Source organism: Pseudomonas sp. FW300-N2A2 (genome assembly GCF_017351735.1).
GTDB lineage: Bacteria > Pseudomonadota > Gammaproteobacteria > Pseudomonadales > Pseudomonadaceae > Aquipseudomonas > Aquipseudomonas migulae.
Genome location: NZ_JACNDU010000020.1, coordinates 67,750 through 81,853, shown reverse-complemented (window position 1 = coordinate 81,853; position 14,104 = coordinate 67,750). Strand labels below are relative to the sequence as shown.

Annotated in this window: 10 protein-coding genes and 1 riboswitch; of the genes, 3 read left to right on the top strand and 7 right to left on the bottom strand. The window is 60.0% G+C overall.

Annotated elements, in window-relative coordinates:
• Window positions 1-77 precede the first annotated feature (77 nt).
• The 6 genes from J4E42_RS21370 to J4E42_RS21345 form a co-directional block, all read right to left on the bottom strand.
• Window positions 78-719 (bottom strand): MBL fold metallo-hydrolase, encoded by a 642-nt coding sequence (locus tag J4E42_RS21370; RefSeq protein ID WP_207286096.1) that lies wholly within the window; start codon window positions 717-719, stop codon window positions 78-80.
• Window positions 720-806: 87 nt separating this feature from the next.
• The gene (locus tag J4E42_RS21365) at window positions 807-3,545 is read right to left on the bottom strand and encodes a LuxR C-terminal-related transcriptional regulator (protein ID WP_008037274.1); all 2,739 of its coding nucleotides are present in this window, start codon (window positions 3,543-3,545) and stop codon (window positions 807-809) included.
• Window positions 3,546-3,719: 174 nt separating this feature from the next.
• Window positions 3,720-5,084 (bottom strand): DUF1329 domain-containing protein, encoded by a 1,365-nt coding sequence (locus tag J4E42_RS21360; protein WP_008037263.1) that lies wholly within the window; start codon window positions 5,082-5,084, stop codon window positions 3,720-3,722.
• Between the two features lie 28 nt (window positions 5,085-5,112).
• Window positions 5,113-7,083, bottom strand: coding sequence for a DUF1302 domain-containing protein (locus J4E42_RS21355; protein WP_008037261.1), 1,971 nt, complete (start codon window positions 7,081-7,083; stop codon window positions 5,113-5,115).
• 337 nt (window positions 7,084-7,420) lie between these two features.
• The gene (locus J4E42_RS21350) at window positions 7,421-9,103 is read right to left on the bottom strand and encodes a fatty acid--CoA ligase (protein ID WP_207286095.1); all 1,683 of its coding nucleotides are present in this window, start codon (window positions 9,101-9,103) and stop codon (window positions 7,421-7,423) included.
• Window positions 9,104-9,351: 248 nt separating this feature from the next.
• On the bottom strand, window positions 9,352-9,981 hold the full coding sequence (locus tag J4E42_RS21345; protein WP_008025927.1) for a LysE family translocator: 630 nt from the start codon (window positions 9,979-9,981) through the stop codon (window positions 9,352-9,354).
• 242 nt (window positions 9,982-10,223) lie between these two features.
• Here J4E42_RS21345 and J4E42_RS21340 point away from each other — a divergent pair, with 242 nt between their 5' ends.
• From J4E42_RS21340 to J4E42_RS21330, 3 genes are all read left to right on the top strand, one after another.
• Window positions 10,224-11,189, top strand: coding sequence for a 2-hydroxyacid dehydrogenase (locus J4E42_RS21340; RefSeq protein WP_008025925.1), 966 nt, complete (start codon window positions 10,224-10,226; stop codon window positions 11,187-11,189).
• 33 nt (window positions 11,190-11,222) lie between these two features.
• Window positions 11,223-12,221, top strand: a complete 999-nt coding sequence (locus J4E42_RS21335) for a class I SAM-dependent methyltransferase (protein WP_008025924.1) — start codon at window positions 11,223-11,225, stop codon at window positions 12,219-12,221.
• A 40-nt stretch (window positions 12,222-12,261) separates the two neighbouring features.
• Window positions 12,262-12,385: riboswitch (yybP-ykoY riboswitch) on the top strand.
• Window positions 12,386-12,474: 89 nt separating this feature from the next.
• The gene (locus tag J4E42_RS21330; RefSeq protein WP_008037256.1) at window positions 12,475-13,059 is read left to right on the top strand and encodes a TMEM165/GDT1 family protein; all 585 of its coding nucleotides are present in this window, start codon (window positions 12,475-12,477) and stop codon (window positions 13,057-13,059) included.
• 148 nt (window positions 13,060-13,207) lie between these two features.
• On the opposite strand, the gene J4E42_RS21325 is transcribed toward J4E42_RS21330, so the two are convergent.
• The gene (locus J4E42_RS21325; RefSeq protein WP_192228959.1) at window positions 13,208-14,026 is read right to left on the bottom strand and encodes a M48 family metallopeptidase; all 819 of its coding nucleotides are present in this window, start codon (window positions 14,024-14,026) and stop codon (window positions 13,208-13,210) included.
• Window positions 14,027-14,104: the final 78 nt, after the last annotated feature.

The following is a 14,104-nucleotide window of genomic DNA, read 5'->3' as shown; positions in this document are numbered from 1 at the left end:
GGGATGCAACGGGTCTTAGGCATTGGTTCTTTGCGGGCGTTTGATCATTTCGGGTGCAGAAAATTCCGTCGATCCCCTTAAGCCCGCACAAAAGGGTTGTCGCGCATTTCATCACCCAGACGCGTATCCGGACCATGACCGGTCACCACCGTTGCGTCTTCATCAAGGGTGTACAGGCGCTGTTTGATCGAACGCACGATGGTCGCCTGATCGCCACCCCACAAATCCGTGCGCCCTACCCCGCGACGAAACAACGTGTCACCGGCAATCAGCAGCTTAGCCTCTGAAAACCAAAAGCTCATGGAACCCGGCGTATGACCTGGCGTGTGCAACGCCACGCCGCAACCGCAGGCGAGTTCTTCATCGTCGGCCAACCAGCGATCCGGCGATGGAACCGGCGTGTATGGCACCCCGAACATCTGGCATTGCATCTCCAGATTGTCCCAGAGGAACTGATCCTCTTTGTGCAAGTGCAGGGTCGCGCCGGTTTTCTCCTTCAACTGACCGGAGGCCAGGAAGTGATCGAGGTGCGCATGGGTATGGATGATGCTGACAACCTTCAGGCCCAGGGCATCTAGCCGGGCGAGGATCAATTCGTGATTGCCGCCCGGATCGACCACGATGGCCTTCTTCGTCACCGGATCGCCGATGATCGTGCAGTTGCACTGCAACGGGCCTACGGGGAAGGTTTCGCGGATGAGGGTCGGTAGTTGGGACATCGGGGCATGCTCGATAAAAACGGGGACGGGGGATTTTCGCACACAATTGCGTCCAGCCATTGACCGCCTGTGTATCGTCACACTACGTCAGCCCAACACTCCCAATGCCTTGGCCCTCGCCACCGCCTGCGTGCGCCGCTCAACCCCGAGCTTGCTGTTGATGTGGCTGGCGTGGGTTTTAACCGTGTGCAGGGAAATGAACAGTTGATCGCTGATTTCCTGGTTCGAGCAGCCTTGGGCAATGAGTTTCAGAACCGACAGTTCGCGGGAACTGAGTTGCTCGCAGGCTTGTGAGGGCTCCGGAGCAAGGCGTGCAGCGATAACGGGGAGTCGCTCCGACAGGCTCTGCGATACCGTCGCTTTCGCGCAGTTCTGCAGTTGCTCGCGAAGCCAGTCAGGGCATTTATTCAACAAGCCATCAAAAGGCTGCAGCGCGCCGCCACTGGCCGCTTCAAGGGCCTGAGCGAAGGACTGCCGGGCTTCAGGCTCGCGGTTGTGCGCAAGGAGCAGTTCGGTTTTTTGTGTCAGCGCCATCACACTGAGCAACTGCCGACCGGTTTGCTGACCATGCTCGAGTAACGCATTCAATCGCCCTTCGGCCAGCATCGGCTGCGCCTGAATGACCTCAAGCAAAGCCTGCTGCAACTCGATATGCAGTGGCAGTTGCGGATGGAATTCCGGCGGTGCCGCAGGCGTTTCGCCGTTGTAGGTCTGGCCCAGTCGTGCGAGCCAGGCTTCTGCCAGATCGGTGCGTCCCTGGGCCAGCCAGAGTTCGCATTTGACCAGGGTGATCATCGCCAGATAGTAAATCGGCGGGACGTCCCAGATGTGCATCAGCCGTTCGGCTTCGGCGAGTTCGGCAAAGGCCTTGGCGAACTCGCCGCTGCTGCCTTCGAGCCGGGCGATCACGCAATGGCCGATCAAAACACTGATGTCGCGACAGGCTCGGGCCTCAGTCAAACCGGCCTGCAAACGCAGCCGCGCGGTCTGTGGTTGCAGGCGCAGGGCCAGCAGAAATCCTTCGTACAAGGTCAATCGAGCGCGCACGGCATACAGCCGCTGCGGCGACAACCCTTGCAGGCGTTGCAGTCCCTGACGGACTTCGTCCAGCGAGCGCAGGATTTCCCCTCGTGCCTGCAACACGCGCGCCCGGTCATAATGGGCCAGCGCTTCGAACAACGGATTACCCACCCGTTGCGCCAGTTCAAGCGAATCGCGGTTCAAACCACGGGCACGCCACAAGTCGCCGTCGGCAATGGCCAGGTTGGAAAGGGTCGAGAGACACATCAGGCGCTGGCCGTAGCGTTTCGATGGCAGGCTTTCCAGCGCTTCGGTGCAATACAGCAGCGTCAATTCGCGGTTGCCGCGCCCGCGGGCAATGATCCCGCTCAATGCCAGCCATTGCGCCAGCATGGATTTCTGCGCTGTGGCCGACGGCGCCGGCAGGAAGCGGCTCAGATGATTGGCCAACTCTTCGGCGGCGTCGAGCTGACAGGCCAGCCCCAAGGCCCAGCTGTAAAGCACGATCAACCGTGGCGTGCTGATCAGCAGGCTGTCGGGCAAGTCCATTTTCCAGCGCAGCAACATGCCGACATTCTGTTCCGCCAGCAATTGCTCTTCCGAAAGGTTCTGCACCAGGTTGGCCGCGACATCCAGATGCCCGGCGCGCAACGCCTGCTCCACCGCCTCATCGAGCAGGCCCTGGGCATTGAACCAGCGACACGCGCGCAGATGCAGGCTGGCCGCCGGCACCATCGCCTGTGAGGTTGGCCGGGTGCGCAGCAGGTCGGAAAACAGATGGTGATAGCGGTACCAGTGGCCATGTTCGTCCAGCGGTACGAGGAACACTTGGTGCGCAAGCAGAAAACGCAGGATCTCGGCACTGTCATGCGCTTCGCGAACGGCATCGCACAGCTCGCTGCAAAAACGCTCTTGAGGGGCCGTGTCATAAAGGAACGACTGCACCTCGGCGGGCAGGCAATCGATGACTTCTTCGAGCAGGTAATCGCGAATCAGCCCTTCCCCACCGTGCAGGGACTGGGGTAACGCACCGTCGGAACCCGCTTCGGAGGCCGCCAGCAACCAGAAACGCAAGCCGGCAACCCAGCCTTCACTGCGCTGGATCAGGTTTTCCAGTGCTTCGCCTCGCAACGAACTGCTGTGCCGATCGAGCAGGGTCAAGGCTTCGTCGTGGGTCAGGCGCAGATCCTGCTCATGCAACTCAAGCAATTGTCGCGACAACCGCAGCCGCGCCAGATGCCAGTCCGGACGCTGGCGACTGGTGACCATCACCAGCAAGCCGTCGGGAAGGTGATTGAGGAAAAACTGCAGGCAACGATCGAGCACCGGCCCCTGGGCCAGATGATAGTCATCAAGGACCAGCAGCAATGGCGCTGTCGGCAACAGGTGCACGGCCAACTCATCGAGCAAGCCGTCCAGCCATTCTTCAAAAGCAAACGGCTGATGCCGCTGGCGCATTTTCAGCAGCCCCAGAGACTGGCGGCCCAACTGCGGAAAAAAGTCCTGAAGGCCTTCGAGCAATCGCTCCAGAAAACGGCCTGGATCGTTGTCCCGCGGACTCAACCCCAGCCAGAGACTTTGCCAATGCGCCGGCAGCCCCTGACAGAACTCCACAGCCAATGAGCTCTTGCCAAACCCCGCCGGCGCGCTGACCAGCAGCAGCCGGCCACCGAGACCGGCACTGAGGCGCTCGCATAAACGAGGCCGCAGCACATGGCCGTCGGGCAGCGGAGGCCGATAAAAACGCCCGTCCAATGTTGCGACGGTAACGCTTGCATGGCCCGGGAGTGGGGACAGATCAGTCATGGCCGGCTCTTGTTTGAAATGCTGTTGGCGGCGTTGCAGATGTCCGCAGACTAGCGGTAAACGAAGAGGTAATGAAGGTTATTGCTACAAATGGCTACAAAAAGTCTACGAACAAAAAAAAGCCCCGAACCAGTCGGGGCTTCTTTCGAGGATGCGGCCTCTGTTCAGTTCAGGTTAACGAACCCCGGTCTGACGCAATGCCGCCGGCGTGAAGTCGCTGGTGGTGGCAGTGAAACCGAAGTTGTATGCCGACTTCTCTTCGTTCTTCATGCCCAGTGCCAGGTAACGGCCGGACTGCAGGTCGTAGAGGGCTTCCAGGGTGTACCAAGGCACTTGAACGTTGTAGTAGTTCTGGGAGTGAGCTTCCGCTACACGCCAGAGTTGATTGCGACCGTCGTAGTGATCAATGACCGCTGCTTGCCAGGTATCTTCGTCGATGTAGAAGTCACGCTTGGCGTAGATGTGACGCTGACCTTCCTTCAGGGTTGCAACCACATGCCAGACCCGACGCAGCTCGTAACGAGCCAGGTCCTGGTTGATGTGACCGGCCTTGATGATGTCGGCGTACTTCAGCTTCGGATCGTCGAGCTTGTAGCTGTCGGAGGCGATGTACATCTCTTTCTTGCCTTCGAGCTTCCAGTCGTAACGATCCGGTGCACCGTTGTACATGTCCAGGTTGTCGGAGGTACGCAGGCCGTCCGCCGCGGTACCCGGCCCGTCATAAGACACTTGCGGAGCACGACGCACACGACGCTGACCGGCGTTGTAGACCCACGCCGAACGTGGTTCCGCCACCTGATCGAGGGTTTCGTGCACCAGCAGCACACCACCGGCCAGACGTGCAGGCGCGGTCACTTCCTGCTTGAAGTAGAACAGGATGTTGCCCGGGTTCGCCGGATCGTAATCCTTCATCTTGTCGCGGAATACGAACTGATCCTGGAAGTACACCAAGCTGTACGAGCCGTTCGGCTGCGGGGTGGCCTGGGTCACCAGACGGGTCACGCTGCCACCGCGATAACGGGTGATGTGGTTCCAGATAACCTCAACGCCGCTCTTTGGAATCGGGAACGGTACGGCTGTCTCGAAGTTTTTCAGCCCGTTGCCGCCGGACACCAGCTCCGTGGCAGTGGCGTTTCTCTTGATGGCAGCGAACACGTCATCCGGCACGGTCGCGCCGCGATGGGACGGGTAAACCGGCATCTTGAAGGTTTCCGGGTAACGCTTGAACATCGCGTACTGGCCTGGAGCAAGCTTGTCCTTGTACTGATCGACGTTCTGCGCCGTGATGGTGAACAGCGGTTTTTCACTGGCGAACGGGTCGGACAGGAAACCTTTGGCGTCGGCGGTGCCGGCGTTCTTCGCCATCGGCTTCCAGGCTGGAATCGAACCGTCAGCATTGCCCGCCATCTCGGCGCCCATTGGCGTCAGGCTCTTGCCCAGCTTGTCCGCTTCGGCCGCAGGGACCGCTGCCATCACACTGGTCGCCAGCAGCGTTAGCCCCAGAACTCCAGCGTTGAACAGACTCTTTGTTGTTTTCATAGGTGTGTTCGTCCTGAAAATGCAGTGCTTAGAAGTTCACGCCGAAGCTGAGCGCAACGAAGTCGCGGTCATCCACGGTGGTGTACTTGCCGTCAAAGAAGTTGGTGTAGGCCAGGGACGCGGTGTAGGTGTTCTGGTACTCGGCATCGAGACCCAGGCTGACCGCTTTGCGACCTTCCTCGAAGTTGCCGCCAGGGCCAGGCGAGTAACCGTCGACGTCATGGGACCAGGCGATGTTCGGCTTGAAGTTCACACCGGCGATGACGTCGTTGTATTCCCAGATGGCACGAGCGCGATAGCCCCAGGAGTCAGTCGTGGTGAAGCCATCGTTTTCGCAGTAGCGGTTGACGTTGTTTTGCGGACCGCCTGCCAGGGTCGAAGCGTTCAATGCCTGGCACTGACCGTTTGGCAATGGACCTGGGCCGTAGCTCGGGTCACGCCCGTAACGGGCTTTCGAAGTGCTTTCCAGGCCGCCGACGTGAGTCCAGCCAACCTCGCCCACCAACGTCAGTCGCTCGGCACCCATCACCTGATCGAAGAAGTGAGTGAAGGTTGTCTGCAGTTGAGACACTTCCTTGCGACGATAGCCATGCTGATCCGCACCAGGCTGCCCTTGCAGCACGGAAACGCTAGGGTTCAGTGGCGTCAGGCCGGAAAAGAGGATGTCGGTGGTGTTGAGCTGTACCGGTGCGTTCGGACGGTAGCTGAACTCACCACTCCAGGCGGTGCCGGTAGGCAACGTGGTGGAGAAGCTCAGGCCATAAAGCCGAATATCTTCAGGGTATTCGATGAAGTAGCTGGAGTTACCCGCCACCACCAATGGCAGGGTTTGCGCCGCCAGTCCGTTCGCGCCACCCACGATGCCAGCCGCGGTTCCCAGCGGAATGCCCGTGCCAACCAGTGCGCCAGTCAGAGCGCCACCCAGTGCCTGTGCGTTATAGGCGCTCGCCGGAGCCCCCTTGCCGCTGAAAATCGGCGCACGGCTGTGGTAGTTCATCATGTAGGCACCGAATTCGGTGTCCAGCGGCTCGAACATGTACTTGAAGGACACGCCGAACTGGCCACTGTCACGCGCATCGCGATCCGGACCACGACGAACGATCGCGCCTTCGTCCGGGTTACCCCAGTTCACGCCCCTGGCAGCCAGCGTGTTGAGGACCGCGTTGCGCGAGGCGGCTGGCAAACGAGCGGCCGCCAACGAGTTATTGAGCCCGTTACGGGTCCGCAGCACGGCCAGGTTGTTATCGCAGCCATCGGAAATCACGTCCGGTTGCGAGAAGAACGTACCGCAGTTGTCGGTAACGGTCTGGTCCCATTCCAGTTGATAGAACGCTTCCGTGGAAAGGTTCTCGGTCAGGCTCTGGGACACGTAGAACATGTTGACCGGGATCAGGCCTTCCTTGATCTCGGCACCTGGACGGCGGAACGCGGAAACGTCGATCGGGTTGATCGAGTTGATGCCGCCGCCGATGAACGTACTCTCGCCCCAGCTGACCACTTGTTTGCCCAGACGCACGGAACCCGGCTGATCGGCAACCGAGTAGTTGTGGTAGACGAAGGCGTCGAGAATTTGCCCGCCGGAGGACTTGGCGCCTTCCTTGCGGTTGTTGTCGCTGATGTCCTTGAACGGACGGTCTTCGTCCTTGAGTTCGAAGTCATACCAGTATTTGCCCCGGACGAAGATGCCGGTGTCGCCGTATTTCAATTCAAGGTCATGGATGCCTTTGAAGATCTTCGAGAAGGTTTCCCCGCTCTTGAAGTTCAAGTGGCCGTCATCGGAGGTCTGGGACAGGCCACGACCACCGTTGTTGACGCCGATGAGGTTCTTGTTGGCGCTCTCGGTAGACCAACTGGCACCAATCGACAGGGATGAGTCGAACTGACCTTCGATTTCACCAACGTTGAAACTGACGCCGAATGCGGGCCCGGCGAGCGAAGAGGCAAGACTGACAGCCAGAGGCAGTTTTGCCCGGCGCCAGAACTGGTTTACTGATGTCATCGACGCTACTCCATGTGCATTATTGTTATGGCATTGAGTACTTTTAAAAACGCTGTGGTTGACCGGAAGCCAAGGCATTCCGAATTCACTCCAAAGTTGCATCGCCCCGTTTTGTGCGTGTGCCCCGTTCTTAAAAATCCTTGAGCGGACTATAGCCAGCAGGTAGTACTGCTTGATCCCTCTAAAGTGTGATTTGCAGCTGCCGGCCACTCTGGAACAGTCCTTTCGCCAAGCCGACACCTGTCGGCACGGGAATGATGGCTGAAAATTCTGATTTCACAAGCCAAGCGCTTGCTTGGTGGGGCTGGCGTGCCATTTCGGGCACGCCGGAAGACGCTTAAAGCGTCGAGAGGAAGGTGCTGTTGTTGGCTTGCCATTCAGTGATGTCGAGGCGAATTCGCTTCTTGTCGAGTTTGCCGACACTGGTCTTGGGAATTTCAGTAACAAGGGCGATCTGGCTCGGGATGGCCCACTTGCTCAGGTGCCCCAGTTCCACAAATGGCTTGAGGTGCTCCTTGAGTTCCCTGGCCCCGATTACATGGCCCTCGCGGATCACCAGCAAGGCAAACGGGCGCTCGCCCCACTGCGGATCGGCAATGCCCACCACTGCTACTTCGCGTACCGCTGCATGGCGACTGATCAGGTCTTCCAGGTCCAGGGAGGAAATCCATTCGCCGCCGGTCTTGATCACGTCCTTGATCCGATCGCGAATGTCGATCACGCCCATGCTGTCCAGCGTCGCCACGTCCCCGGTGTGCAGCCAGCCACCGGCCCAGAGCTCCGCGCCCTTCTGCGGCTCATTGAAATAGCCTTCGGTGAGCCACGGCGCACGCAGCACCAGTTCACCCTGGGTCTCGCCATCGGCGGGCAGGAAGTTACCGTCGGTGTCGACAATGGCCGCTTCCACCAAAGGCCCCGGCACGCCGGCCTTGATCCGGTACGTGGTGCGTTCGTCTTCGGTGCCCGCCATCAGCTCATCGTTGAGGTGCGCACAGGAAACCAGCGGGCCGGTTTCCGACATGCCGTACGCGGCGGTCAACTGAATGCCTTTGGCTTTGGCGGCTTCGTACAACGCACGATTCAATGCACTGCCGCCGATCACGATTTTCCAGCCGCCGAAGTCGGTGCCTTGCGCCGCCTTGGCGTTGAGAACCATCTGCAGGATGGTCGGTACGCAATGCGAAAAGGTGACCTTTTCCTTGCGCCACAGCTCCACCAGGTATTCGGGATCGTAGCGCCCCGGATAAACCTGTTTGAGCCCGAGCATGGTCGCCACATACGGCAAGCCCCAGGCGTGCACATGGAACATCGGGGTGATCGGCATGTACACGTCGTTGGTGCCCAACAGCCGCACGCTGTCGATGGCGCCCATGATGGTCGACACACCCATGGTGTGCAGCACCAGTTGCCGATGGGTGAAGTACACGCCTTTGGGATTGCCGGTGGTGCCGGTGGTATAGAAGGTGGTCGCGACCGAATTTTCGTCGAAATCCTGGAAGTTGTACTGCGTGCTCGCGGCCGCCAGCAACTGCTCGTATTCACCGACGAGGTTCGGCAGGTCGGCGGTTTTTTCCGGCAGGTCGGTCAGCAGCAGGGTTTTCTCGACGGTGGTCAGGTGCCCGGCAATCGCGTTGTACAGCCCGACGAATTCGCTGTTGACCAGCACGAAGCGGTCCTCGGCGTGATTCATGGTGTAGAGGATCTGTTCCGGCGACAGGCGCACGTTGATGGTGTGGATCACCGCGCCGATCATCGGAATGGCAAACATGCATTCCAGATAACGATGGCTGTCCCAGTCCATCACCGCCACGGTATCGCCGGCCTTGACGCCGGCCGCTGTCAGCACGTTGGCCAGGCGTGCGACCCGTTCGATCAGGGTCGGATAGCTGTAGCGCAATTGATCGCGGTAAATGATCTCGCGGGTTTTCTCATAGCGCGCGCCGGACATCAGCAGCCGTTTGATCAGCAGCGGATACTGGTAAGCGCCTTCGGCTGGGGGGATAACGCGAGTCTGCAACATAAGAATCCCTTTTCTGACTGCACGGTCGTGGCTGAAAGTAAGCACTCTAGTGCCCTTCCATGACAACCAAATCAGCCGAAGGAATGATTTGCAACATTCAGCAAATGCTAGCGTTGCGCCAGCATTTTCACCCGTTTGCCGAACTCTTTCCTTGTAGGAGCCAGCTTGCTGGCGAATGGGGCGACGCGGTACATCAGACACACCGCTTCGCCGGCAAGCCGGCTCCTACAAAGGGTGGTGTTCGTCGATCAATGCATTTCGGTAAACGCGAGTTTCACGCCGATGGCGATCAGCACGGCGCCCATGGTCCGGTCGAACCAGTGGCCCATGCGGGCGAAACCCGCGCGTACACGCTGCTGGCTGAACAGCATCGCCACCAGGCAGAACCAGAAAGCCGTCGCCGCCGCCAGGTAAACCCCGTAACCGGCCTGCACCGCCAATGGCGTATGCGGATTGATCACCACGGTGAACAACGACAGGAAGAACAGCGTGGCTTTCGGGTTCAGACCGTTGGTCACGAAACCCGAGGTGAAGGCGCCGCGAGCGGTGCGCTCACCCGCTTCCTTGTGCAGATCGTCAGTCACCGGCTTGGCCGGTTGCGCGCGCAGGGCCTTGAAACCGATGTACAGCAGATACGCGGCAGCCGCCCATTTCAAGGCGTTGAACAGCACGATTGACTGGGACACGATCAGGCCGATACCGAGCAGCGAATAACCGACGTGCAGGAAAATCGCCGTACCGACACCCATCGCCGTCCAGGTGCCGGCGCGACGACCGTGGGTCACGCTCTCACGCACCACCACGGCGAAATCCGGGCCGGGGCTGGCGACGGCCAGCAAGTGAATCAGGGCAACGGTCAAGAACTCTGTCCAGTACATGGGGGCTCCTCTGGGGGCTGAACGGTCGAATTATCACTTCCAGGCTGACATCGCCCTTGTGGGAGCGGGCTTGCTCGCGAAGGCGTTGTGTCAATCGACATTGATGTTGTCTGACACAACGCCTTCGCGAGCAAGCCCGCTCCCACAAGGTTCGGCGTAGGCCTGGCATTGCGTAACGATTTGTTTCATCTGGTAGGCTCGGCAGATTACGCCTTCAGTTCAATGCACAAAAGGTACAGTTGATGACGAACTCTCGCCGCGCCGTTTTCCTCGACCATCCCTCGCTGGACCTCGGCGATCTCGACCTCAGCCCATTGCGCGCCTGCTTCGATGATTTGCAACTGTTTGCGCAGACCACGCAGGATCAAGTGATCGAACGCCTCAAGGGCGCCACCGTCGCCATCAGCAACAAAATCCTGATCGACGCCGCCGCCATCGCCGCCAGCCCCGAACTGAAGCTGATCCTGATCACCGCCACCGGCACCAATAACGTCGACCTCGCCGCCGCCCGCGCCCATGGCGTGACCGTCTGCAACTGCCAGGGTTACGGCACGCCATCGGTGGCGCAGCACACGATCATGCTGCTGCTGAACCTGGCGACGCGCCTCGCCGATTATCAGAAAGCCGTCGGTGAAGGTCGCTGGCAACAGGCAAAACAGTTCTGCCTGCTGGACTACCCGATCGTCGAACTGGAAGGCAAAACCCTCGGTTTGCTCGGTCATGGCGAACTGGGCGGCGCGGTCGCACGACTGGCCGAAGCCTTCGGCATGCGCGTGCTGCTTGGGCAGATTCCGGGGCGCCCCGCCCGACCGGACCGTTTGCCGCTGGATGAACTGCTGCCGCAAATCGACGCGCTGACGTTGCACTGCCCGCTCAACGAACACACTCGCCACTTCATCGGTGCCCGCGAACTCGCCTCGATGAAACCCGGCGCTTTTGTGGTGAACACCGCCCGTGGCGGCCTGATTGATGAACAGGCGCTGGCCGACGCCTTGCGTAGCGGCCACCTCGGCGGTGCGGCCACCGACGTGTTGAGCGTCGAACCGCCGAGCGCCGGCAACCCGTTGCTCGCCGCCGACATTCCACGCCTGATCGTTACGCCGCACAACGCCTGGGGCAGTCGCGAGGCGCGGCAGCGGATCGTTGGCCAATTGACCGAAAACGCGCAGGGATACTTCAGCGGTAAGGCGCTGCGGGTCGTCAGTTGATAAACTGCGGCACTTTTTTTCAAGGAGCAGAGTATGGATCCGCGCAGTGAAGTACTGCTTCGTCAGGCCGAGTTATTCCAGGGTTCGGTGTTGCTGGCCGGTTTGCCCGCCGATGATTTGCTCGGGCGCCTGCCCGACGCCCACGGCTGGTGCTGGCACGCCGGCGATCAGGCCGCGCTGGATGCCCGTTTCACCGAGCGCAGCCATTTTGGCGTGACAGCGCCCGAGCGCGAATTCGACACCGCCGTGGTGTTTCTGCCCAAATCCAAGGACCTCACCGATTACATCCTCAACGCCCTCGCCTCGCGCCTGGCTGGGCGTGAGTTGTACCTGGTGGGTGAAAAACGCAGCGGCATCGAAGGCGCGGCCAAGCAACTGAACCCGTTTGGCAAACCGCGCAAGCTCGACAGTGCGCGTCATTGCCAGCTGTGGCTGGTCACCGTGGCCGATGCGCCGCAAGCCAAATCCCTGGAAAGCCTGGCCCAGACCTACGAATTGCCGCTGGCCGAAGGGCCACTGAAAGTCATCAGCCTGCCGGGCGTGTTCAGCCACGGTCGGCTGGATCGCGGCAGTGCGTTGTTGCTGGAACACCTGGACAAATTGCCAAGCGGCCATTTGCTGGACTTCGGTTGCGGCGCCGGTGTTTTGGGCGCGGCGGTCAAGCGTCGTTACCCGCACAATCAGGTCACGCTGCTCGACGTGGATGCGTTTGCCGCCGCCAGCAGTCGCTTGACCCTGGCTGCCAATGGTCTGGAAGCGGACGTCATTACCGGTGACGGAATCGATGCTGCACCGATGGGTTTGAGTGCGATTCTGAGCAACCCGCCGTTCCATGTCGGCGTGCACACCGATTACTTCGCCACAGAGAACTTGTTGCGAAAAGCAGCCAAACATCTGAAAAACGGCGGTGAACTTCGGCTGGTCGCGAACAGCTTCCTGAAGTACCAACCGCTGATCGAAGAGCACCTCGGCGTGTGCGCAATCAAGGCCGAAGGTCAGGGTTTCCGAATCTACCGGGCCAAACGCGGCTAGCAATTTGTACTTGCCCTATCGGATTTGCCTAGGCAGAATCCGCTCCGTCCTAGGGGAGTAGTCTCCCACGAGCGCCATGCTCGTCCGGCATACGTCAACATACTTGGTCCTCAGACCATGGCGTATGCGACCCAAGCGTCCGCATCAGACGGATCGCCAGGGTTTGACAAGACCTATGACACGAACACCTTACCCGGGGCGGGAAGGCTGTACGTGTCATAGCCGTGTCGACCCGCCCCTTAGGAAAACCCTGATGCTGGATTCACTTCTCGTTCCCACCGCAATCGTTGCCTTGGCCGAAATCGGCGACAAGACGCAACTGCTCGCGCTCATCCTTGCTGCCCGCTTTCGCAAACCGTGGCCAATCATCGCCGGCATCGTCGCCGCCACCCTGGCCAACCACGCGGCAGCCGGTGCGGTAGGTGCCTGGGTCGGCAGTTTCTTCTCGGATGCGGTGTTGCACTGGATCCTCGCCGCAAGCTTCGCTGCGACGGCATTGTGGACCCTGGTGCCGGACAAGATGGATGACGATGAAGCCAGCACCGCCCGCAAATTCGGGCCGTTCCTGACAACATTGATCGCGTTCTTCCTCGCGGAAATCGGTGACAAGACCCAGATCGCGACCGTGATGCTGGCCGCGCAATACCCGGAACTGTGGCTGGTGATTATCGGCACCACCCTGGGTATGTTGATTGCCAACGTGCCGGTGGTTTTGGCGGGTAACTTTGCGGCGGACAAATTGCCATTGACCCTGATTCGTCGACTGGCGGCGTCGGCGTTCTTCGTCCTGGCGATTGTCGCGGTGTACAAGGCGATGCAGAGCAGCGGGTGGCTGTAACGTCGTAGGTCGTTAGACCGCGTTATCGTTCATCGCGAGCAGGCTCGCTCCCACAGGTTTTTTGGCGATCACATAATTTGTGTACGGCACAAAACCTGTAGGAGCGAGGCTTGCCCGCGAAGGCGTCAGCGGCATCAACGCATATCGATCAGGACTTCCGCGCGTTCTCGTACAACGGCATCACCTTCGGAATCGCCGCCTGCAACGAAGCAATCCGACTGGACGACGCCGGGTGAGTGCTCATGAACTCCGGTGGCGAACCTTCCGAAGCCTTGCTCATCTTGTTCCACAGGGTGATCGCGGCGTTCGGGTTGTAACCGGCGCGGGCCGCCAGTTCCAGGCCGATCAGGTCCGCTTCGTTTTCGTTGGCGCGACTGTTGGGCAGCGTCATGCCGTAGTTGGCCACGGTGTCCGCCAGGGCCAGGCTGTCCTGGCCCAGACCGAGCAAGGCGCCCGCGCCCTGCTTGGCCATTTCGATGCCGTACGCCTTGGACATCGCTTCACGACCGTGCTCACGCAGGGCGTGGGCGATTTCATGGCCCATGATCGCGGCGATTTCATCGTCGGTCAGTTGCAGGCTGTCGATCAGCCCGGTGTAGAAAATGATCTTGCCGCCAGGCCCGCAGTTGGCGTTGAGCTCGTCACTCTTGATCAGGTTGACTTCCCATTTCCACTGGGCCGAATCCGGACGGAAAATCGGCGCCTGGGCGATCAGCCGATCAGCGATCACCTGGATGCGCTTGGCATCGTTGCTGGTCTTGTCCAGCACACCTTTGTTGGTCGCCTCGCCAACGGTCTTTTGATAAGACTGGGCGTACATCTGGTTGACCTCGTCCGAGGACAACATGCTGAACATGTACTGCTTGCGCTCCACGCCCACGGCTCCGCCGCTGGTGGTGTTGACCGACTGACAACCCGCGAGCAGCAGACCCGCGCTCAGAGCACACAAAACCAATCGCTTGTTCATCACAAAACTCCCTCGAAACATGCCGCGTATCCTAGGCGTCGATTTGTATCGGCGCCAGATACAACAGACATACAGACG